This is a genomic window from Nocardia higoensis NBRC 100133 (genome assembly GCF_000308595.1).
In the GTDB taxonomy this organism is placed as follows: Bacteria; Actinomycetota; Actinomycetes; order Mycobacteriales; family Mycobacteriaceae; genus Nocardia; species Nocardia higoensis.
In genome coordinates this window covers 114,773-135,636 of the sequence record NZ_BAGA01000132.1, presented here as the reverse complement: position 1 = coordinate 135,636, position 20,864 = coordinate 114,773, and the positions used below count along the sequence as shown (strand labels likewise).

General features: G+C 70.6%; 19 protein-coding genes. 8 read left to right on the top strand and 11 right to left on the bottom strand.

What is annotated here, in order from left to right:
- Positions 1–105: 105 nt before the first annotated feature.
- The 3 genes from menE to ON26_RS24065 form a co-directional block, all read right to left on the bottom strand.
- Positions 106–1,242, bottom strand: coding sequence for an o-succinylbenzoate--CoA ligase (gene menE / locus ON26_RS24075; protein WP_040798950.1), 1,137 nt, complete (start codon positions 1,240–1,242; stop codon positions 106–108).
- Between the two features lie 313 nt (positions 1,243–1,555).
- Positions 1,556–1,948, bottom strand: coding sequence for a VOC family protein (locus tag ON26_RS24070; protein ID WP_040798835.1), 393 nt, complete (start codon positions 1,946–1,948; stop codon positions 1,556–1,558).
- A 58-nt stretch (positions 1,949–2,006) separates the two neighbouring features.
- A complete protein-coding gene (locus ON26_RS24065) occupies positions 2,007–2,900 on the bottom strand; it encodes a 1,4-dihydroxy-2-naphthoyl-CoA synthase (protein ID WP_040798833.1) in 894 nt (297 codons plus the stop codon).
- Positions 2,901–3,006: 106 nt separating this feature from the next.
- Between ON26_RS24065 and ON26_RS24060 the strand changes: the two genes are divergently transcribed.
- The 3 genes from ON26_RS24060 to menD all read left to right on the top strand — a co-directional run bounded on the left by ON26_RS24060 (position 3,007) and on the right by menD (position 6,064).
- Positions 3,007–3,711 (top strand): PaaI family thioesterase, encoded by a 705-nt coding sequence (locus ON26_RS24060; RefSeq protein WP_051027454.1) that lies wholly within the window; start codon positions 3,007–3,009, stop codon positions 3,709–3,711.
- Positions 3,712–3,819: 108 nt separating this feature from the next.
- Positions 3,820–4,266 carry a DUF6918 family protein gene (locus ON26_RS24055; RefSeq protein WP_040798829.1) on the top strand — a complete coding sequence of 149 codons (447 nt, stop codon included), beginning with the start codon at positions 3,820–3,822 and terminating at the stop codon, positions 4,264–4,266.
- A 160-nt stretch (positions 4,267–4,426) separates the two neighbouring features.
- Positions 4,427–6,064 (top strand): 2-succinyl-5-enolpyruvyl-6-hydroxy-3-cyclohexene-1-carboxylic-acid synthase, encoded by a 1,638-nt coding sequence (gene menD, locus ON26_RS24050; RefSeq protein ID WP_040798826.1) that lies wholly within the window; start codon positions 4,427–4,429, stop codon positions 6,062–6,064.
- Positions 6,065–6,073: 9 nt separating this feature from the next.
- Here menD and ON26_RS24045 read toward each other — a convergent pair whose 3' ends face one another.
- Positions 6,074–6,298, bottom strand: a complete 225-nt coding sequence (locus tag ON26_RS24045) for an Rv3202a family protein (protein ID WP_040798823.1) — start codon at positions 6,296–6,298, stop codon at positions 6,074–6,076.
- Between the two features lie 182 nt (positions 6,299–6,480).
- On the opposite strand from ON26_RS24045, the gene ON26_RS24040 reads away from it, so the two are divergent.
- The gene (locus ON26_RS24040) at positions 6,481–7,059 is read left to right on the top strand and encodes a TIGR03086 family metal-binding protein (RefSeq protein WP_040798820.1); all 579 of its coding nucleotides are present in this window, start codon (positions 6,481–6,483) and stop codon (positions 7,057–7,059) included.
- Between the two features lie 10 nt (positions 7,060–7,069).
- Here ON26_RS24040 and ON26_RS24035 read toward each other — a convergent pair whose 3' ends face one another.
- Entirely contained in the window at positions 7,070–7,699 is a 630-nt protein-coding gene (locus tag ON26_RS24035) for a TetR/AcrR family transcriptional regulator (RefSeq protein ID WP_040798816.1), read from the bottom strand.
- Between the two features lie 82 nt (positions 7,700–7,781).
- Between ON26_RS24035 and ON26_RS24030 the strand changes: the two genes are divergently transcribed.
- A complete protein-coding gene (locus ON26_RS24030) occupies positions 7,782–8,816 on the top strand; it encodes an aldo/keto reductase (RefSeq protein WP_040798814.1) in 1,035 nt (344 codons plus the stop codon).
- Positions 8,817–8,822: 6 nt separating this feature from the next.
- Here the strand turns inward: ON26_RS24030 and ON26_RS24025 are convergent, their stop codons facing one another.
- The 4 genes from ON26_RS24025 to ON26_RS24010 all read right to left on the bottom strand — a co-directional run bounded on the left by ON26_RS24025 (position 8,823) and on the right by ON26_RS24010 (position 16,033).
- Positions 8,823–13,283 carry a bifunctional nitrate reductase/sulfite reductase flavoprotein subunit alpha gene (locus tag ON26_RS24025; RefSeq protein ID WP_040798811.1) on the bottom strand — a complete coding sequence of 1,487 codons (4,461 nt, stop codon included), beginning with the start codon at positions 13,281–13,283 and terminating at the stop codon, positions 8,823–8,825.
- Positions 13,284–13,445: 162 nt separating this feature from the next.
- On the bottom strand, positions 13,446–14,162 hold the full coding sequence (locus tag ON26_RS24020; protein ID WP_040798808.1) for a demethylmenaquinone methyltransferase: 717 nt from the start codon (positions 14,160–14,162) through the stop codon (positions 13,446–13,448).
- 158 nt (positions 14,163–14,320) lie between these two features.
- Positions 14,321–15,463 carry a glycosyltransferase family 4 protein gene (locus tag ON26_RS24015; protein ID WP_040798806.1) on the bottom strand — a complete coding sequence of 381 codons (1,143 nt, stop codon included), beginning with the start codon at positions 15,461–15,463 and terminating at the stop codon, positions 14,321–14,323.
- An 84-nt stretch (positions 15,464–15,547) separates the two neighbouring features.
- Positions 15,548–16,033 (bottom strand): DUF3592 domain-containing protein, encoded by a 486-nt coding sequence (locus ON26_RS24010; RefSeq protein ID WP_051027476.1) that lies wholly within the window; start codon positions 16,031–16,033, stop codon positions 15,548–15,550.
- Positions 16,034–16,071: 38 nt separating this feature from the next.
- Between ON26_RS24010 and ON26_RS24005 the strand changes: the two genes are divergently transcribed.
- Entirely contained in the window at positions 16,072–16,578 is a 507-nt protein-coding gene (locus ON26_RS24005) for a DUF2505 domain-containing protein (protein ID WP_040798803.1), read from the top strand.
- Positions 16,579–16,625: 47 nt separating this feature from the next.
- Here the strand turns inward: ON26_RS24005 and ON26_RS24000 are convergent, their stop codons facing one another.
- Positions 16,626–17,900 carry a geranylgeranyl reductase family protein gene (locus ON26_RS24000; RefSeq protein WP_040798944.1) on the bottom strand — a complete coding sequence of 425 codons (1,275 nt, stop codon included), beginning with the start codon at positions 17,898–17,900 and terminating at the stop codon, positions 16,626–16,628.
- A 150-nt stretch (positions 17,901–18,050) separates the two neighbouring features.
- Here ON26_RS24000 and ON26_RS23995 point away from each other — a divergent pair, with 150 nt between their 5' ends.
- Entirely contained in the window at positions 18,051–19,085 is a 1,035-nt protein-coding gene (locus ON26_RS23995) for a polyprenyl synthetase family protein (protein ID WP_051027452.1), read from the top strand.
- Positions 19,086–19,326: 241 nt separating this feature from the next.
- Entirely contained in the window at positions 19,327–20,235 is a 909-nt protein-coding gene (gene htpX, locus ON26_RS23990) for a zinc metalloprotease HtpX (protein WP_040798799.1), read from the top strand.
- A gap of 29 nt (positions 20,236–20,264) precedes the next feature.
- Here the strand turns inward: htpX and ON26_RS23985 are convergent, their stop codons facing one another.
- Entirely contained in the window at positions 20,265–20,756 is a 492-nt protein-coding gene (locus ON26_RS23985) for a YajQ family cyclic di-GMP-binding protein (protein ID WP_040798797.1), read from the bottom strand.
- Positions 20,757–20,864 lie beyond the last annotated feature (108 nt).

Here is a 20,864-nt window from a genome sequence, read left to right as displayed (position 1 = left end):
AACGACTCTGCCGACCGTCGCTTGCACCGCCCTTGCGGTGCGCTGCCCGCCGCTTGCGCGCGCTGTCGTGGTGCTTGCGTCACGTCCGGGTCGGCGGGGCCGGGATCAGGTGGTGGTCCTGGCCATCAGCAGTTCGCGCAGTTTGTGCCGGTTCGGCTTGCCGGGGCCGTGCAGCGGCAGCTCGTCGACGACGGCGAGTTCGCGCGGAGCGGAGGTGGGGTCGAGTTCACGTTCCACATGCGCGCGCAATTCGTCCAGCGTCGGCGTCGTGCCCGCGGCGGGCACGACCGCCACCGCGACCCGCTGGCCCAGCCGCTCGTCGGGCAGGCCGAGCACCGCGCATTCGCTGATCGACGGATGGGTGATCAGTACCGCTTCCACTACCTGGGGAATGACCAGCAGTCCGCCGGTCAGGATGGCCTCGTCGAGGCGGCCGGTCACCCGGAGCACGCCATTGTCGAAACTGCCCGCGTCGTCGGTGCGGAACCAGCCGGGCTCGGCGAACGCGGGATGGTCGGGCTGACCGCGGTAGCCGCGGGCGATCATCGGACCGCCGAGCACCACCCGGCCGTCGTCGATGCGGATCCGGGTGCCGGGCAGCGGGATTCCGTCGTAGACGCACCCGCCGCAGGTCTCGCTCATGCCGTAGGTGCGCACGACGTTGACGCCGAGCGTCCTGGCCCGCTCGTAGACCGGAACGGGGGTGGCGGCGCCGCCGACGAGCACCGCGTCGAGGTCGGCGAGCGCGGCGGTGGCGTCGGGTTCGTCGAGCGCTTTGATCAGCTGGGTGGGCACCAGCGCGGTGTAGCGGCGCTCGCCGCGCATCCCGGAGATCGCGCCGACGAGCGCCTCGGGCAGGAAGCCGCCGGAGACATCGAGCACGGCGGGCTCGGTTCCCGCCAGGATGCTGCGCAACAGCACCTGCAGACCGGCGATGTGATGGCTGGGCAGCGCGAGCAGCCAGGTGCCCGGCCCGCCGAGCCGCTCGTGGGTGGCGGTGCCGCTGGCCCGTAGCGCCGAGGCGCTGAGCATCGCGCCCTTGGGCACGCCGGTGGTGCCGGAGGTGGTGACCACCAGCGCGACATCGTCGTCGATCGGCTCGCCCGGGGCGAGCGCGTCGGCGAGCCTGCGCGCCTCCCGGCGGTCGGAGGTGGGGATCGGCAGCCAGGCGGGACCGTGGCCGCCTTCCAGCGCCTCACGCAGGTGCGGGAGCACATCGACGACGCCCGACCCCGTGGGCATGGGCAGTGTTCGCAGGGTGTTGCTCACGACGCGACCTCGTTCCAGCTCATGGTTCGCTCGCAGCAGGGCCTCACGATAGGGATGGTGTCATGTCGGCGGGCCCGCATGTGGAACGGGTGGGGCTCGGAGACGGGGGGTGCGCTGGGCCGGTCATCGGAACTGCGATTCGCTCGACAGGGGATTCACTCGACAGGGCGGGGACTGACGGGCCCCGGGCATCGGCGGCCGGGAGCCGCTACGGGTGTAATCGTCCCCGGCGGGTGGGCGAATGGCAACTCGGTGATCACCTCCCGGCCCGCCCGCCGGGTCCGGCTCAATCCGTTGACCAGCGGGAATCGCGTCGGAGCGGATGCCCGGCCGGGATCTCGACGAGGACTATCGGCACTCCGTCGGGGTCTTTGGTCCACATCTCGATCAGGCCCCACGGCTCCTGTTTCGGCGCGCGATCGATGACGATGCCCTTGGTGGTCAATTCGACCGCCGCGACCTGGGCGTCACGCACCTGCAACCAGAGCGCGCCGGTGAAGCCGCCCGGCTCCCCGGTGCCGCCGTGGGCGGCGATCTCGATGAGCGACTGCCCGGCGAAGAACACCGTGCCGCCCGGATACTCCCTGGCGATCGCCAGCTCCAGCCCGTCGCGGTAGAAGGCGAGCGTGGCCTCGTAGTCGCGCGGTCGCAGGATCACTCGGCTGCCGAGGATGTCCATCGCGGGTCGTCCCTTCGTCGGATGCGGGCTCGGTCGGAAATGGTCTCGGCCGCCGGGCTCAGAAGTACCACGGGTACGGGGTCCAGTCGGGTGCGCGCTTCTCCAGGAAGGAGTCGCGGCCCTCGACGGCCTCGTCGGTCATGTACGCCATCCGGGTGGCCTCGCCGGCGAACAGTTGCTGACCCACCAGGCCGTCGTCGAGCAGGTTGAACGCGTACTTCAGCATGCGCTGGGCCTGCGGCGACTTGCCGTTGATGTCGGCGGTCCACTCCAGCGCCTCGGCCTCCAGCCGGTCGTGGTCGACCACCTTGTTGACCGCGCCCATCTGGTGCATCTCCTCGGCGGTGTACGGGCGGCCGAGGAAGAAGATCTCGCGGGCGAACTTCTGGCCCACCATCTTGGCCAGGTAGGCGCTGCCGTAGCCGCCGTCGAAGCTGCCCACATCGGCGTCGGTCTGTTTGAAGCGGGCGTGCTCGCGGCTGGCCAGGGTCAGGTCGCACACCACGTGCAGGCTGTGCCCGCCACCGGCCGCCCAGCCGTTGACCAGGGCGATCACCACCTTGGGCATGAACCGGATGAGCCGCTGCACCTCGAGGATGTGCAGCCGGCCCGCGCGCGCCGGGTCCACCGTCTCGGCGGTCTCGCCGCTGGCGTACTGGTAGCCGCTACGGCCTCGGATGCGCTGGTCGCCGCCGGAGCAGAAGGCCCAGCCGCCGTCCTTGGGGCTGGGGCCGTTGCCGGTGAGCAGCACCGCGCCGACATCGGAGGTCATCCGCGCGTGGTCGAGCGCGCGGTAGAGCTCGTCGACGGTGTGCGGGCGGAAGGCGTTGCGCACCTCCGGCCGGTCGAACGCCACCCGCACGGTGCCCTGCTCGATGTGCCGGTGGTAGGTGATGTCGGTCAGGTTCTCGAATCCGGGGACGGGGCGCCACTGCGTGGGATCGAAAGTCACGCCGGTGATTATCGCCCCGCCCCGATGTGACGCGGCTCGCGCCACGGTTCCCGACGCTGCCGACCCGTCGATTCGACGGTGTAAAGCCACGCGATACCGTGCAGGTATGAGCGAGGAAGTCACACCTGTTCCCGGCGACACGTCGGCAGGAAGCGGCGTAGCCACGAGCACGCGCCGCATCGACACCAGTGCGATCGATCCGGACCGCTACGAATCCCACGGCGGATTCCCCAAGATCGCCCCCGCGACCCCCGGCCCCGAATTCGGGCCGTTCGTGGAAGCCATGCGGACGCTGCAGGATCTGGCCGTCTCCGCCGACGCGCCCGACGAGGTCTACGGCGCCGCCCTCGGCAAGGCTCGCGAACTGATCGAACTGCTCGAGCCCTACCGTGCGCCCGAAGGGCATTCGCCGGCGGGCCGCTCGGTCGAGCTGCCCGGCCGCGGAAGTTTGCTGATGCTGCCGTGGACGGTCGTCGAAGCCGGTCCGGACGGCATCACCACCACCGGCGTGTTCCGCCGATACCACCTGGGCGGCAACGGCGCCGCGCACGGCGGCGTGCTGCCGCTGCTGTTCGACGATCTGTTCGGCATGGTCGTGCACTACGCGGGCAGGCCGATCAGCCGCACCGCTTACCTGCACGTCAACTACCGCAAGGTGACTCCGCTGGAGACACAGCTGACCGTCACCGGCCGCGCGGATCGCATCGAGGGCCGAAAGACTTTCGTCACCGCGGAATTGCGAAACGAGCAGGGTGAACTGCTCGCCGACGCCGAAGGATTGATGATCCAGCTGCTGCCCTGGCAGCCCTGATCGACCCGGCTGCGAACCGATTGCCGGACTTCCGTCGCGTGCGCGTGCGCGCCTGTGCGTATAGTGGCGTGCGCTCGTTCATCGACATCTATTCGGAGGACCCTCAAAGTGGTTGCAGCACTGTCTGAATCCCTGCTCGACGACACGAAGCGCTCGGCCTTCCTTGCCGAAGCCAAGGAGGTTCTGGACGCTGAGGTGTCGGACAAGGGCGGCGCGTCGGGCCTGGCCGTCAAGGGCGGCTACGCGGCCGTGAACAAGATCGGCCCGTCCATCGTGCCGGACGCCCTGGAATCGTTGGCGCCCAAGCTGCTCGAGCAGCTGCAGTCCTACTGGGCGGAGTACCAGGCCGCGGGCACCGGCACCTTCGCCGACCTGCTCGTGTCCAAGTCCGACGCCGTCGCCGAGTCGCTGCTGGCCGTGACCGACGCGCGCGCCGAGTCGTCCAGCCGCCCGGCCCTGCAGAAGGTGTACAACTCGCTGCGTTCTTCGGCGAAGAAGCACGTCATCGAGGCGCTGCCCCGGGTCGGCGACCTGGTGCAGAAGCACGCCAACTGAGCCGACGCTCCCGAGCGAGGTGGCGACGCGCGGCGTCGCCACCTCGACGCGTTTCACGGGGCCGCCACACGGGCTTGTGATCGCGCGATTGCGTCGTGATCAGGCCCATTGTGATCAGGCCGACCGAGCCGGGAGCTTGTGCATCTGACAGGCTGGTGAGGTGAATCCGTCAACTGCGCAGGCCAGGGTTGTCGTCGACGAGTTGGTGCGCGGCGGCGTCCGTGACGTCGTGCTGTGCCCCGGCTCGCGTAATGCCCCGCTGGCCTTCGCGCTGCAGGCCGCCGACGCGGCCGGGCGGCTGCGCCTGCACATGCGCATCGATGAGCGCACCGCGGGATTCCTGGCGATCGGCCTGGCGATCTCGGCGGGCGCGCCGGTCCCGGTGGTGATGACCTCGGGCACCGCGGTGGCCAATCTCGGACCGGCTGTGCTGGAGGCGAATTACGCGCGGGTGCCACTGATCGTGTTGAGCGCCAACCGGCCCTACGAGCTGCTCGGCACCGGCGCCAACCAGACCGTCGAACAGCTCGGCCTGTTCGGCAGCCAGGTGCGCGCGACGGTCAGCCTCGGCATCGCCGAAGCCGACGGCGCGGGCGCGGGCAGCTACGAACAGCAGAACAGCGTGTGGCGCTCCTCGGTCTGCCGGGTGCTGGCCGCCGCGCGCGGGACGCGCTCGGGCAACGCCGGGCCGGTGCACTTCGACATCCCGCTGCGCGAACCGCTGGTGCCCGACCTCGCGGCCGGCGAATCCGAGCCGGCGGGACGCGAGGGCGGCAAGCCGTGGACGGCCACCCAGTACGCGACCCTGGACGTGCCGCTCGACATCGACCTGAGCATCGACACCGTGGTGGTCTCCGGTCACGGGGCAGGCCCGCGCCCCGAACTGGCGCAACTGCCCACTGTCGCCGAGCCGACCGCCCCCATGCACGGCCCCGCCCTGCACCCGCTGGCGCTGTCGCTGCTGAAGCCGCGCCAGGCGATCATCACCGGCCGCCCGACCCTGCACCGGCAGGTCTCGCGACTGCTCGCCGACCCCGAGGTCACCGTCTACGCGCTCACCACCGGCCCGCGCTGGCCCGATGTCTCCGGCAATGTGGTCGGCACCGGCACCCGCGCGGTGACCACCGGCGCGCCGCGCCCGGAATGGCTGCGGCACTGTGCCGACCTGAGCGCCACCGCAGAGCAGGCGGTGCGCTCCGAATTGGCCGGGCATCCGAAGCCGACCGGCCTGCACGTGGCCGCCGTGGTGATGGACGCGCTGCGCGAGGGCGATCAGCTGCTGCTCGGCGCCTCCAATCCGGTGCGCGACGCCGCTCTGGTCTCGACGCCGCGCCCCGGCGTGCGGGTGCTGTCCAATCGCGGCGTGGCCGGCATCGACGGCACCGTTTCCACCGCGGTCGGCGCCGCGCTCGCGCACGATGGCCGCACCATCGCCCTGATCGGTGACCTGACCTTCCTGCACGACGCCTCCGGCCTCCTGATCGGCCGGGGTGAGCCGCGCCCGGCCGATCTGACCATCGTGGTCGCCAACGACGACGGCGGCGGCATCTTCGAACTGCTCGAACAAGGCGACCCGCAGTACGCGGGTGTGTTCGAACGAGTCTTCGGCACCCCGCACGGCATGGATCTGGCGGCCCTGTGCGCGGCCTACCGCATCCCGCACCGCCAGGTCGACCCCGCCGGGCTGGCCGCCGAACTCACCGGCCACGCGCACGGCCTGCGGGTGCTCGAGGTCGCCACCGAGCGCTCCAGCCTGCGCGAACTGCACTCCACCGTGCGCAGCAAGATCGCTCCCTAGCGCGGCCGGTCAGCTCTCCTCGCGGTCCTCGTCGTCGATCGGGACGGGGATGGACTGGTCGACGACATCGGCCGGATTCGCCTCCCACCCGGCGCGCGGGTCGGCCTCCGGTGGCGGATCCTGCACGCTCACCTCGGGATCGTCGGGGTCCTCGTAGTCCGCCGGCGTCGTCTGATCGACGAGATCGGTCTCGGACACCTCATCCGCCGCTCCGAACGTGCTGCGATCGACCATCGTGCGCTCCTCTCCGCTCGTGCACTTCGAGAATTGCCTGTCTCGATGATGCCTCAATCCGGGTCTACCCGCTGGCGCGTCTTCGACGCTGTCGGGTGGGCTCGGATGTCGCCATTCGGCGATGAGTTGTGGCCGCCTGCGCCGTCTGTATCGGTGAATCTCGATCCATCTGGGAGGCCGACATGCAACCTCGCTTCGACATGGAACCCGCCACGAGCACCCTGGAGTCGGTGGTGGCCGGAATCCGCGACGATCAGCTCGACGCCAGCACCCCGTGCGCGGAGACATCGGTGCGCACCCTGCTCATGCACGTCCTCGGGCTCGCCGAGGCGTTCCGCCAGGCGGCGACCAAGGAATCCCTCGGCCGCTCGCAGGCCCCCGATCTCGCGGCGTTGCCGGATCTCCCGCCGGACTGGCGTCCCCGCATCACCGAGCAGTTACGCGCGCTGGCGGCGGCCTGGCGCGCGCCGGAGGCCTGGGACGGCGAGACCGAAGCGGGCGGCGTACGCGAAGTCGCCTCCGTCATGGCCGCCATCGCGCTCGACGAACTCGTCGTGCACGGCTGGGATCTCGCCCGCGCGACCGGGCTGCCGTTCCGCTGCGCGGATTCCCACGCCGAGGTGCTGCTGGAGATGTTGCGCGGCACCCCGCCCGAAGGCGTACCCGGCCTGTTCGGTCCCTCCGTCGCGGTGTCGCACGATGCCCCGCCTCTGGATCGGGTACTCGGCCTCACCGGCCGGGACCCGGACTGGGTCGCGTGAAGCCGGTCGATCAGGCGATGACGAAAACTCTCGCGCCGACCGCGGCGAGGGCGGCCTCCGCCGCCGCGACGGCCGTGGACTCGTCGATGGGATCGCCGCTGGCGAGCAGCCGGTAGTACAGCGGCGCGGCGACCGCGGAGAACACCGCGCGCGGGTCCGTGCCCGCCGGCGCCTCGCCGCGGTCGATCGCCTCGGTCACGCACGCCGCCCACTCGGACAACCGGACGTCGTAGAAGCGGTGCAGCGCGGCCTCGGCGCCGGGGTCGCAGGTGGCGGCGGCGATCACGGCGCGGAACAGCCTGCCCTGGCGCGGATCGGTGAGGGTGCGGGCGATCAGGCGCGCGTTCGCGGTGAGATCGCCACGCAGCGAGCCGGTGTCGGCGCGCGGCACCGACTGCTCGGCCATGTCCTCGAGCAGGTCGGCGACCACGGCGGTCGGGGTTCCCCAGCGCCGGTAGACCGTCGTCTTGCCCACCCCCGCGCGTGCGGCGACCTCGATCAGATCCAGGCCCTCGAAGCCACGCTCGGCCAGCAGGTCCCCGGCGGCGCGCAGCACGTCGGCCCGCACGCGGGCGGTGCGGCCGCCCGGCCGGACCGAGCCCGGGGAGCGTTCGTCGCCGGTCGTATCAGGATCGGTCATATCGGGACTCCAGTTCCATTTATCGCCTCGAGCGCGTACGGTTGCGGTAGTTAATGAAACTATAGTCCCTTTAGGAGGGGTCATGGAGTATCGGCGATTGGGCGCTTCCGGGCTGGAGGTGCCCGCACTGAGCTTCGGTGCGGGCACCTTCGGCGGCCGGGGCGAGCTGTTCGGAGCATGGGGTGACGTGGACGTGGCCCAGGCCGAGCGCATGGTCGACATCTGCCTGGAGGCCGGTCTGACCATGTTCGACACCGCCGACGTCTACTCCGACGGCGCGTCCGAGGAGGTGCTGGGCGCGGCGATCGAGGGCCGCAGGGACCGGCTGCTCATCTCCACCAAAGCGAGCCTGCCCACCGGTCCCGGCCCGGGCGAGGCCGGTTCGGGACGGGCTCGCCTGATCGCGGCGGTCGAGGGCTCGCTGCGCCGTCTCGGCGTCGACCACATCGACCTGTTCCAGTTGCACGCCTTCGACGCCCGCACGCCCGTCCACGAAGTGCTCGCCGCCCTCGACGATCTCGTGCGTTCGGGCAAGATCCGCTACGTCGGCGCGTCCAACTTCGCCGGCTGGCAGCTGATGAAATCGCTCGCCGTCGCGGGCGAATACGGGCTGCCGCGCTATGTCGCGCACCAGGTGTACTACTCGCTGGTCGGCCGGGACTACGAATGGGAACTCATGCCGCTCGGGCGGGATCAGGGCGTCGGCGCGGTGGTGTGGAGCCCGCTGGGCTGGGGCAGGCTCACCGGCAGGATCCGCCGGGGCGAACCGCTGCCGGCGGGCAGCAGGCTGCACAGCACCGCCGAGGCCGGGCCGCCGGTGCCCGACGAACTGCTCTACCGGGTGGTCGACGTGCTCGACGAACTCGCCGACGAGACCGGCCACACCGTCGCGCAGATCGCGCTCAACTGGCTGCTGACCCGCCCGACGGTCGCCTCGGTCCTCATCGGCGCCCGCAACGAGGAACAGTTGCGCCAGAACCTGGGCGCGGTCGGCTGGCGCCTGACCGATGCGCAGATCGCCCGCCTGGACGCGGCGAGCGCCACCACGCCGCCGTATCCGTACTACCCCTACTACCGGCTCCCGGATTTCGCGCGGCTGAATCCGCCTGCCGCGTAGCCGGAGTCAGTACACATCGCGGACGTAGCGCTTCTCGGCGACGAGTTGCTTGCGGAAGGCGATCGCACCCTGCTCGTCGAGCTTGCCGTGGATCCTGGCCAGCGCGAGCAGGGTCTCGTCCACGTCCTTGGCCATGCGCGCGGCATCACCGCAGACGTAGAAGTAGGCGCCGTCGCGCAGCCAGGACCACAGCTCCGCGCCGTGCTCGATCATCCGGTGCTGCACGTAGACCCGTTCCCGCTGGTCGCGGGAGAAGGCGAGATCGAGGCGGGTGAGGAAGCCGGTGCGGAACATGTCCTCGAGTTCGCCGCGATAGTAGAAGTTCTGCGCGGCGTGCTGCTCGCCGAAGAACAGCCAGTTGCGGCCGGTGGCGCCGAGCGCGCGGCGTTCGTGCAGGAAGCCGCGGAACGGCGCGATGCCGGTGCCGGGACCGACCATGATCATCGCTGCGGCCGGGTCCGGCGGCGGCCGGAAGTGCGGGGCGCGCTGCAAGTAGATCGGCACCTCGGCGCCCGCGCGGTCGGCGAGGAAGGTCGAGGACACCCCGCCGCGGCGATCGTTCTCGCCGTAGCGGACCACGCCGACGGTCAGCTGCACCTCGTGCGGATCGACCAGCGGGCTCGACGAGATCGAATACTGGCGCGGTCGCAGCTTCTTCAACGCCCCCTGCCATTCGATCAGATCGGCGCGCACCGGGAACTCGCGCAGCACGTCCACCGCCTGCCGGTCCCACAGGAAGCTCTCCAGCTCGTTGCGATTGTCCCGCCGCAACAGTTTGGCCAACTGCGGGCTCGGATTGTGCGCGGCCACGAAATCCAGCAGGTCCGGGCCTGTCCCGGTGATGTCGTAGTGCGTGCGCAACGCCTCGGCCAGCGGGATCTCGCGGTCGTCGATCGCCACGGTGCGCCGCCCGTCCAAACCGGTGACCGACAACCATTCGGCGACCAGATCGGGGCAGTTCGACGGCCGGACGCCCAGCGAATCACCCACCTCGTACTCGACGCCGAGGCCACGCAGATCGAACCCGAACCGGCGGACCTCCTTGTCCGAATCCGGATGCGTGAGCATCTCGTTGCGCACCAGCGGGGCGATGACCGGCGCGTTCCGGGTGAACGGCGCGGCCCGTCCGGCGGGCTTGTTCAGCAGCATGGTCGTACCCGCGGCCGTCGGCGCCGCGACGTCGCGCCCGGCGCCGGGAACAGCCCCGTGGGCATGCGCACCCGGAGCATTCCCGCGGAAAGCCGTGCCGCCGGGTGCGGCGGATCCGGCAGCCCTGCCACCGGCCGCCGGTTCGCCGATCGCGGCGCCGCCGGGTGCGGTGTCCACTCCGGTGCCGCCCGGGCGGTCCGTGCCGGGAGGCGTTGCGCTGCCGGAACTTTCCGTCTTGCCCGCGACTCCGGGATCGCGCAGGGCGGCGACTACCTCGTCGAGCCAGGCCCGCGCGAGATCCTGGTCGGGCTCGGAGTCGACCCGGGCGAGCAGTCTGCGCGCGCCGCGCTCGGCGAGCACCGCGTCGAGTTTGCGCCCGTGTCCGCAGAAGTCGTCGTAGGACGAGTCGCCCAGGGCGAAGACCGCATAGCGAAGGCCGGGGAAGCCGAGGGCGGAGTCCGAGAGGCGATCCCAGAAGTCCGAGCCGTTGTCCGGCGGTCCGCCGTCACCGAAGGTGCTGCTGATGATCAGTACGTCGCCGGTGAGGGCGTCGAGCGCGCAGGAATCCATGTCCAGCAGGAGCGGCAGGAAGCCCTCGGCGGCCAGCCGCTCGGCGACCTCGGCGGCGATCTCCTCGGCCGTCCCGGTCTGCGAGGCCCACAGCACGGTCACCTGCGCGGGCCGGGCCGCAGGGTCTTCGGTGTCCGTGCCGTTCATCGCGCCTGTCCCGGCCTGGGGGCCGGGGGCGGCGAGGCCGCGCGAGTACATGCCCGCCAGCAGCCCGTCGACCCACGCCCGCCGCGATCCCGAGATCGGCGCGGATTCCGGCAAGACAGGCTGCCCGGTGACCGGAATCGTCTGCAACGCCGTCAGATAGCCACTCAGATAGACGCGCTCGAGCTCGGACAGCCTCGGCGCGGACGTGCTGTCCACGCCCAGCAGCGCCGCCAGCGGATGCGATCGCGCTCCGGTCGCGTCGACGCGCTCGCCGGTTCCCGGTTGCTCCGTGCTCGGCGACGAGCCGGAGTCGTCCGCCGCGCCCGCCCTCGCGAATGCTGTGTCGGAGAACGCTGTGCCGGAGAACGCCGTGCCCGTCTGCCCGTTCCCGTCGGCGCGCGGCACCGGCGCGACCCGGCGCAGCGAGACCGCGCACTGCTTGAACTCCGGCTGCAGCGACTCCGGATCGACCGCGTCGTTGGTCACCGCATTGATGGTCAGGTACTCGCCCTGCTCGTCGTTCCAGTGGAAGGGCGCGAAGCAGTCGCCCGGCCGCACCCGGTCGCTGATCCGCACCGGCAGCACCGCCCGGCCGCGGCGGGAGGCGATCTCGAGGTGATCCCCGGCCCGCACGTCCAGCCGTGCGGCGTCCTCGGGATGCACCTCCACGAACGGCATGCCATCGAGTCTGGTGAGCTTGGCGATCCGGCCGGTCTTGGTCATGGTGTGCCACTGGTGCTGCAGGCGACCGGTGTTCAGCACGAAGGGGTAGTCGTCGTCGGGCAGTTCGGCCGGTTCCATGTGCGGGCGGGCGAAGAACTTCGCGCGCCTGCTCGGGGTGGCGAAGGCCAGCGCAGGCCGCCGTCCGTCGGCTTCGGTGAACAATTCCTGGCTGATGCCGTCGTTGCGGTAGCGGATGGGGTTGCGCCGCCGCGCCGGATCGGGGCAGGGCCACTGCATCGGGCCCTCGGCCAGCGCCGCGTAGCTCATGCCGCGCAGGTCGTAGCCGGTGGCGGGATTGGCGAAGGTGACGATCTCGTCGAAGATCTCGGCGCTGGAGGCGTAGCCGAAACCGGGGAAGCCCATGGCGGTGGCGATCTGGGCGATGAGCTGCCAGTCCGGCCGGGCGTCGCCCACCGGATCGAGGCAACGCCGCATCAGCGTGACATTGCGCTCGGAATTGACCATCACCGCGTCCGATTCGGCCCACAGCGTGGCAGGCAGCAGCAGGTCGGCATAGGAGTTGGTGGCGGTGTCGGTGTAGACGTCCTGGGCGATCACCAGTTCGGCGGCCTCCAGCCCGGCGATCACCGTCTTGCGATTGGACACCGAGGCCACCGGATTCGTGCAGATGATCCAGGCGGCCTTGATCTCGCCCTCGGCCATGCCGCGGAACATCTCGATGGTGCCCGGCCCGGCCTCGGTACGCAGCGTGCCGGGCTCCAGGCCCCACGCGGTCTCGACGAAGGCGCGGTCGGCGGCCGAGAGCAACGAGCGCTGGCCGGGCAATCCCGGTCCCATGTAACCCATTTCGCGCCCGCCCATCGCATTGGGCTGGCCGGTCAGCGAGAACGGGCCCGATCCGGTCCGGCAGATCGCGCCGGTCGCCAGATGGAGATTGCAGATCGCGTTGGTGCTCCAGGTGCCGTGGGTGGACTGGTTGAGCCCCATCGTCCACAGCGTCATCCACTCGCCGGCCTCGCCGATCCAGCGGGCCGCGGTGCGGATGTCGGCCTCGGCCAGCCCGGTGATCCCGGCGACCACCTCGGGTGGGTAGCCGGCCAGGAACTCGGGCATACCGTCCCAGCCCTCGGTGTGCTCGGCGATGAATCGCTCGTCGATGGCGCCCTCGGTCACCAGCAGGTGCAGCAGGCCGTTGAGCAGCGCGAGGTCGGTGCCCGGCCGCAGTTGCAGGAACAGGTCGGCTCTGGCGGCGGTGTCGGTGCGGCGCGGGTCGGCCACGATCAGCTTCGCGCCCGCCTTCAACCGGTCGGCCATGCGCAGGAACAGGATCGGATGGCAGTCGGCCATGTTCGCGCCGATGACGAAGAACAGATCGGCGTGGTCGATATCGTCGTAGGAGCCGGGCGGACCGTCGGCGCCGAGGGACTGCTTGTAACCGGTGCCCGCGCTCGCCATGCACAGCCGCGAGTTCGCCTCGATGTGCTTGGTGCGCACGAAACCCTTGGCCAGTTTGGTCGCCAGGTACTGCGCCTCCAGCGACATCTGCCCGGAGACGTAGAACGCGATCGCATCAGGCCCGTGCTCGTCGAGGATCGCCCGCAGCCGATCGGCGGCCTCGCGCACCGCCTCGTCCACCGGGAGCGGGACGGGCACCTGGTCGCGCTCCGGACGGCGGTAGGCCGACTCCATCCGGCCCGGCGCCCTGGTCAGTTCCAGGTGCGTGGCGCCCTTGGTGCACAGCCGCCCAGCGTTGGCGGGATGCAGCTTGTCCCCGGCGACCTTGGCGATCACCGGCGCCCCGCTCGCGCCGGCCACGGTCTGCACGGTGATTCCGCACCCCACGCCACAGTACGAGCACGCCGTTGCGGCGGTACCCGGTGTGGGGTCGATGGATGCGTCCGACATGTACTCGATCATGCGGATCCTCGATTGCGCCGGATTTACCCCGCGTTAGCGACAGGTGACAATCCACCTCACCACGCCGGATCGTGACTGTGAGGTGTGTCCGGCATCATGTGCGCGCCCCCGTTCGAGCTGGTAGAGGTCGTGCCGGACAGCTGGAAGAGCGGGGCGGACAGGTCAGCCGAGCTTGTAGCCGCGATGCAGGGCCACCACGCCACCGCTGAGATTGCGCCACTTCACCGAGGACCAGCCCGCGGCGGCCATCCGCATCGCGAGCTGACGCTGGTTCGGCCAGGCGCGGATGGACTCCGCGAGGTAGACGTAGGCGTCCGGATTGCTGCTGACCGCGCGCGCCACCGCGGGCAGCGCCTTCATCAGATACTCCATGTACACGGTGCGGAACACCGGGATCACCGGCGTGGAGAACTCGGCGATCACCAGCCGCCCGCCGGGCTTGGTCACCCGCAGCATCTCCCGCATCGCCAGATCCGGGTCCGCGACATTGCGCAGCCCGTAGGAGATGGCGACCGCGTCGAAGGATTCGTCGGCGAAGGGCAGCGACATCGCGTCGCCGGCCACCATCGGCACCGGCCGGAAGCTGCCCGCCGCGAGCATGCCCTTGGAGAAGTCCGCGGCCACGCACCAGGCGCCCGACTTGGCGAACTCGACGGTCGAGACCCCGGTGCCCGCCGCGAGATCGAGCACCCGCTCGCCGGGCCGCAGATCCAGCGCCTTGCGCGTCGCCCACCGCCAGTAGCGGTCCTGGCCCGCCGAGATCACCGTATTGGTGAGGTCGTAGCGCTTGGCGACACCGTCGAACATCGTCGCGACTTCGTGCGGTTGCTTGTCCAGCGAGGCCCGGAACGACTCGCGTTGCTGCTCTGTCTTCGCCACGCCTCGACCCTAGTTCGGCACAGCCGGATTCGTCCCGCCGGGTGTGCGGATCGACATCATCACCGACACGCCGAACGATCGGCCCGTCGACGGGCCGGCGGGTGAACCGTCCGCGCTCGCCTCGTCCCGGCAGCGTCGGCCGTGCCGGACGGGGGCGTTCACGCGGTGCGCCACAGCCGATCGTCGATGCCGGTGACCTCGGCGTAGTGCCCCATCAGCTCGGCGCAGATCGCGGGCCAGGTCCGCCGCAGCACCGATGTGCGGGCCGCGGTGCCGAAGCGGCGCCGCAGGGCCGGATCGTGCAGAGCCGCGACCGCGCTCGGCAACAGTTCCTCGAACCGCTCCACCGGCAGCAGGTATCCGTTGCGGCAGTGCGCGATCAGATCGCGCGGCCCGCCCGCGTCCGGCCCGATCACCGGGACGCCGCTGGCCAGTGCCTCCTGGACGGCCTGGCAGAAGGTCTCGTGCTCGCCCGGATGCACCATCACGTCCAGGCTCGCGTACGCCTCGGCCAGCTCGCGTCCACCCAGTTCGCCGGTGAAGACCGCCCCCGGCAACGCCCGGCCGAGCCGCTCGCGCTCGGGACCGCCACCGACCACGACCAGCCGGATCCGTGGGTCCCCGGCCAGCACCGCCAGTCGCCGCACGTGCTTCTCCGGGGCCAGCCGCCCGACGAATCCCACCACCAGCCGGTCCCGGCCGTCGAGCCACCGCTCGCGCAGCATCGCGCTGCGCGCCGAGGGCGTGAAGCGGGCGATATCGACGCCTCGGCCCCAGCGATGCACCCGGGGGATGCCGTGTGCGGCCAGATCGGCGACCGCCGAGGTGGAGGGCGCGAGCGTGCGGGTGGCGCGCAGATGGATGCGCCGGGTCCACGCCCAGGCCGCCCGGCTCGCCGGCGCGAGACCGTAACTGCGGGCGAATCCGGCGACATCGGTCTGGTAGACCGCCACCGTCGGCAGATCCAGCCGCAGCGCCGCGGCCAGACCGCCCGCGCCCAGCAGGAACGGTGAGGCCAGATGCACCACATCGGCATCGAAATCGGCCAATACGCGGGTGATCCCCGGCTGCGGCAGCCCGACCGGCAGCGAGCTGATCTTCGGCGCCATCACCGCAGGCACCCGGTACACCGGTACCCGCTCGTGCTCCCGTGGAGCGGCGGGCTGTCCGCGCACGGTGTCCGGCGCGATCACCAGGGCCTCGTGACCGTGCCCGGCCAGGTGGTCGAGTACTCGGAGCACCGAATTGACGACGCCGTTCATGTTCGGCAGGAACGACTCCGAAACAATGGCTACGCGCACCCTGCCAGGCTGTCGTGCCCGTGCCGCCGCCGCGTCACACCGACATGACCGGCGCGCGAAGTTCCGGCGAACACCTGCCCCGAATCACGCACCGCTCGTCCGGTTCGGTTCCCGGCGCCCGGCGACCGCCGGATCGCGCCGCCCCGCACGCACCAGCAGCCACCAGATCGGCAGCGCGATCAGCCACGTGACCACGATGACCGACAGCGCGGGAATGATGGCGACCCGCACGTCCCGGCCCGCGACCCGGACCAGATCGGGATCACTGCGGCTGTATTCGACCTTGATGCGCTCGCCCGCGGTGAGATTCGTCGGATAGAGGATGCCGACCTTCGGATTGTGGGTCACGCCGTCCGGGGTGACGTAGACGACCGCCGAACGCAACCGTCCCGCCGAGAGCACCTCGCCGGTCGCCACCACCTTGTCCGAGGAGATCAGGTGATCGTTGCGCCAAGCCGCGAACACCAGCAGCACCATGAGCACACTGACCGCCGTCGCCGCGACGAGCACCCCGGTGCGCCATCGCCGCAGCCGGGTCGTCCGCCTTTCGGACTGGCTGGTTTCCGACACGGCCACAGGCTACCGACGCGCTGGGATAGCGTGACGTCATGTCCCGTAAATTTCGCTTCACCGTGCCGTACAGCGTTCCGGTCGACGATCTGCACCGGGCTCTCACCAGCGCCGACGCCTGGCATGCCCGATTCGCCGAAGCCGACACCGCGACGCTGACCGTCTCCCACCCCGGCGGTCCCGGCACCGCCCGCATCCACATGACCGAACGCGCCCACAGGGAGCGGATCCCCGCCCTCGTCGGCAAGGTGCTCTCCGGCGAACTCGTCTTCGACCGCATCGACGACTGGGGGGCGCTGTCCGGCGAGACCGCCGAGGCCGACTTCCGGGTCGCCACCACCGGCATCACCGCCGCCATGACCGGCAACCAGCGCCTGCGCCCGACCGCCGAGGGCAGCGAGATCGAGATCACCGGTTCGCTGGAGGTGAAGGTGCCGCTGGTCGGGCGTGCCATCGAACCGATCGCCGAACAAATGCTGCACCGGGTGCTCGGCAGCGAACGACACTTCTTCGAACAGTGGTGCACCGAGCGCGCCACGTCCTGAAGTGGTGGAAGCGGGCAGGCCGGGCCCGACGCGGCCTGCCCGATCGCTCAACTGAACGGCGCCAGGTCGTCCGCGCGCATCGACAGCCGACCGGCGGCCCGCCAGGCGCGTGCGGTCAGGTCCACGTCCTCGTCGGTGACGAGATTGCCCATCACCCGGACAGCGGTGTGCTGCAGGTACTTCGAGCGCATGACCGGCGGCCCGCCGGTGGGCACCATACGCGGATGGGTCGCCAGCCCGGCGATCCGCCGCGCCACCGAGAAGGTGCGCCCGTAGCGCTCGCGCAACAGATCCGGCCACAGCCTCGTGTAATCGAGCGAGGCGAAATCGTCGGAGTCCAGGATGCGGCCGAGCATGTGCCCGCCCTCGAGCCCGTAGTCGATGCCCTCGCCGTTGAGCGGATTCACACAACCCGCCGCGTCGCCGATCAGAACCCAGTTGCGCCCGGCCACATTCGACACCGCGCCGCCCATCGGCAGCAGCGCCGAGGCCACCGCGCGCAACTCGCCCTCGAAGCCCCACTCCTGGAAACGCTGCGAGGTGTAGTGGCGCAGCAGCGATTTGAGCGCCACGTGCGAGGGACGCTGCTCGGTCGCCAGCGAGCCGACACCGATATTGACCTCGCCGTTGCCCAGCGGGAACACCCAGCCGTAACCGGGCACCAGTTCCCCGTCCGCGTCGCGCAGTTCCAGATGCGAAGTGATCCACTGGTCGTCGGTGCGGGCGGAGCGGATGTAGGCCCGCGCCGCGGTGCCGTACGCGAACCGGCGATGCCAGGTGCGGCCGAGTTGTTTACCGATGGGGGAGCGCACGCCGTCGGCGACCACCAGGACGTCGCAGGAGACGGTGACCGTCTGCTCGCCGACAGCGAAGGTGATACCGCTCACCCGCTCGCCGTCGCGGACCACCTCGACCGCCTTCGCGCCGTCGGCCATCCGGGCGCCGGACTTCACCGCGGTCTCGCGCAGCTTGTCGTCGAGTTCGGTTCGCGGGACGGCGCTTCCGTAGGAGGGGAACGATCCGCCTGGCCAGGGCAACAGCGCCTCGCGGCCGAAACCGGTCATCCGCAGGCCGTGGTTGACGGTGTGCGCGCGCAACCAGCCGCCGAGCCCCAGCAGCTCCAATTCCTTGGTGGCGCGCGGTGTCAGACCGTCGCCGCACGTCTTGTCCCGGGGAAAGACGGCCGCGTCGGTCAGCAGAACATCGCGGCCCGCGCGCGCCGCCCACGTCGCGGCGGCCGATCCGGCCGGACCCGCACCGACCACGAGCACCTCCACATGCTCGGGCAGGACACGACCGGTCATGACATCGGCTGAACCCATGCGATCCATACTGGCACGCCGCACGACCAGGCAGGCGCGGCGTGTGGAAAAGTGTGCGATAGGCCGCCGAATGGCGGTGTTCATGGGCCGCGCGGCGGGGACACGCTAGGTTCTCTACCCGTGGGGTCGGACGCGGCGCTGGGAGACGAGATGAGCACATCGGCAGTGAGCGGCTCGGAGAGTGCCTCGAGCACGGTGGTCGCCGGGGTGGAACTCGGTGACGCGGAGCTCGCCGCGACCGTGCGCAACGGCCTCGAAGAGGTCGAGAAGCTGCTGATCGCCGAACTCTCCGACGGCGCGGACTTCCTCCAGGACGCGGCACTGCACCTGGCCAAGGCCGGCGGCAAGCGGTTCCGCCCGCTGTTCACCATCCTCACCGGCCAGCTCGGCCCACGGCCGACCGATCCGGCGCTGGTCACCGCGGGCACGGTCGTCGAACTGGTGCACCTGGCCACGCTCTACCACGACGACGTCATGGACGAGGCCACCATGCGCCGTGGCGCCCCGAGCGTGAATTCCCGCTGGGGCAACAACATCGCCATCCTGGCGGGCGACTACCTGTTCGCGCATGCCTCCCGGCTCACCTCGACACTGGGCCCGGACGCGGTGCGCATCATCGCCGAGACCTTCGCCGAACTGGTCACCGGCCAGATGCGCGAGACCATGGGCGCGCGCGAGACCCAGGACCCCATCGAGCACTACCTGCGCGTGGTGTGGGAGAAGACCGGGTCGCTGATCGCCGCCGCGGGCCGATTCGGCGGAACCTTCTCCGGCGCGGACGCCGGGCACGTCGAACGCCTGGCCCGGCTCGGCGACGTGGTCGGCACCGCTTTCCAGATCGCCGACGACATCATCGACATCTCCTCGGCCTCCGAGCAGTCCGGCAAGACGCCGGGCACCGATCTGCGCGAAGGCGTGCACACCCTGCCGGTGCTCTACGCGCTGCGCGAGGAGGGCGCCGAGGCCGACCGGCTGCGCGAGCTGCTGGCCGTCCCGCCGCAGACCGACGAGGCCGTGGCCGAGGCCATCGACCTGCTCGCCCGCTCCGGTGGCATGGCGCTGGCCAAGGAGAAGCTGCACGGCTACGCCGACCAGGCCTACGCCGAACTGGCCGCCCTGCCCGCGGGCCCGGCCAACGACGCGCTCGAGCAGCTGGTGCGCTACACCATCGAACGGGTCGGCTGAACCGTTCTCCACGGCCGCGGGACCGTCTCCCCGCGGCAAGGTGGCACCGCGGGAGCGTTCGCGCGGTCTCGCCTCGTCCTGTCCCCGATCTCGGCGTGACCAGCGACATCGAGGCCCCCGAGGCGCCGGTGCGCGGAACTCCGGCGCGTCTGCGATCGTTTCCCTATTGTCGGTCGAAGCACCGGCGATGCCGGTGCTTGACGCCGGCGAATCGCAGAGACGGGGGATCGGCAGGAGGCACATGCACGGGCGCGGATTCGCGAACGATCTCAAGACGTTCGGCCTGATGGCGGGGCTCTCGGCGTTGATCGTGTTCGCCGGAGCCCTGTTCGGCAACACCACGATCCTGATCTTCGCCGTCGTGCTGGCCGTGGCGGTGAACGGCTGGGCGTACTTCAACAGCGACAAGCTGGCTCTGAGAGCCATGCGGGCGATCCCGGTCAGCGAGCTGGAGGCGCCGGTGATGTACCGGATCGTGCGGGAGCTGGCGACCACCGCGCGCCGTCCCATGCCCCGGCTCTACATCAGCCCCACCAATGCCCCCAACGCGTTCGCCACCGGCCGCAGCCCCCGCCACGCGGCGGTCTGCTGCACCAGCGGCATCCTGCGCATCCTGGACGAACGTGAGTTGCGCGCGGTGCTCGGCCACGAACTCTCGCACGTCTACAACCGCGACATCCTGATCTCCTCGGTCGCGGGCGCGATGGCCGCGGTCATCTCCGGTCTGGCGAACATGGCCTTCTTCGCGAGCGTGTTCGGCGGCAACAACAACAGCGACGGCCAGGGCGGCAACGTGCTCGGTGTGTTGCTCGTCTCATTGCTCGGCCCGATCGCCGCCACACTGGTCAGGCTCGCGGTGTCGCGCTCGCGCGAATTCGAGGCCGATCGGTCCGGCGCGGAGGTCACCGGCGACCCGCTCGCGCTTGCCTCGGCGCTGCGCAAGCTCGAACGCGGCGCGCAGGCCGCCCCGCTGCCGCCGGAACCGCAGCTGACGGCCCAGTCGCACCTGATGATCGTCAACCCCTTCCGCGCGGGCGAACGCGCCGCGCGGCTGTTCGCCACCCACCCCCCGATGGCCGAGCGGATCGCCCGGCTGGAGGCGCTGGCGGGCGGCGGATACGACCCGCACCGCCATGATCCCTACCGCTGAGCGGCCGCCGGTCGCCGACGGCCGGGCGATCAGCGGTAGTTGACGAACTGCAGGGCGATGCCGAAATCCTCGCCCTTGAGCAGCGCGATCACCGCCTGCAGGTCGTCGCGCTTCTTGCTGCTGACCCGCAGCTCGTCGCCCTGGATCTGCGCTTTGACGCCCTTGGGGCCCTCGTCGCGGATCTTCTTCGAGATCTTCTTCGCGTGCTCGGTGTCGATGCCCTGCACCAGCGTGCCGGTGATCTTGTAAGTCTTGCCGGAGGCCGCGGGCTCGCCCGCGTCGAACGCCTTGAGCGAGATGTCGCGGCGGATCAGCTTCTCCTTGAAGACCTCCAGCGCCGCCTTCACGCGCTCCTCGGCCTCGGCGGTCAGCACGATCTTGTCCTCGCCGGACCACTCGATCGTGGCGCCGGTGCCACGGAAGTCGTAGCGGGTGTTCAGCTCCTTCTCCGCCTGATGCAGCGCGTTGTCGACCTCCTGCCGGTCGACCTTGCTCACGACATCGAATGACGAATCGGCCACACTGCGCTCCTGTTCCTCACGGGATCCGACGACTCCACGCACTACCGGGCACACCGAGGCCGGGAGTACGGGCGACGTCGGCACACTACCCGGACAGTTCTACCCCGA

Coding starts and splice junctions, on each gene's coding strand:
- menE (WP_040798950.1), bottom strand. CDS start 1,242: ATGCCCACGGGGTCGGGCGTCGTCGATGTGCTCCCGCACCTGCGTGAG.
- ON26_RS24070 (WP_040798835.1), bottom strand. CDS start 1,948: ATGGACATCCTCGGCAGCCGAGTGATCCTGCGACCGCGCGACTACGAG.
- ON26_RS24060 (WP_051027454.1), top strand. CDS start 3,007: ATGAGCGAGGAAGTCACACCTGTTCCCGGCGACACGTCGGCAGGAAGC.
- ON26_RS24045 (WP_040798823.1), bottom strand. CDS start 6,298: ATGGTCGATCGCAGCACGTTCGGAGCGGCGGATGAGGTGTCCGAGACC.
- ON26_RS24040 (WP_040798820.1), top strand. CDS start 6,481: ATGCAACCTCGCTTCGACATGGAACCCGCCACGAGCACCCTGGAGTCG.
- ON26_RS24035 (WP_040798816.1), bottom strand. CDS start 7,699: ATGACCGATCCTGATACGACCGGCGACGAACGCTCCCCGGGCTCGGTC.
- ON26_RS24030 (WP_040798814.1), top strand. CDS start 7,782: ATGGAGTATCGGCGATTGGGCGCTTCCGGGCTGGAGGTGCCCGCACTG.
- ON26_RS24025 (WP_040798811.1), bottom strand. CDS start 13,283: ATGATCGAGTACATGTCGGACGCATCCATCGACCCCACACCGGGTACC.
- ON26_RS24005 (WP_040798803.1), top strand. CDS start 16,072: ATGTCCCGTAAATTTCGCTTCACCGTGCCGTACAGCGTTCCGGTCGAC.
- ON26_RS24000 (WP_040798944.1), bottom strand. CDS start 17,900: ATGGGTTCAGCCGATGTCATGACCGGTCGTGTCCTGCCCGAGCATGTG.
- ON26_RS23995 (WP_051027452.1), top strand. CDS start 18,051: ATGAGCACATCGGCAGTGAGCGGCTCGGAGAGTGCCTCGAGCACGGTG.
- htpX (WP_040798799.1), top strand. CDS start 19,327: ATGCACGGGCGCGGATTCGCGAACGATCTCAAGACGTTCGGCCTGATG.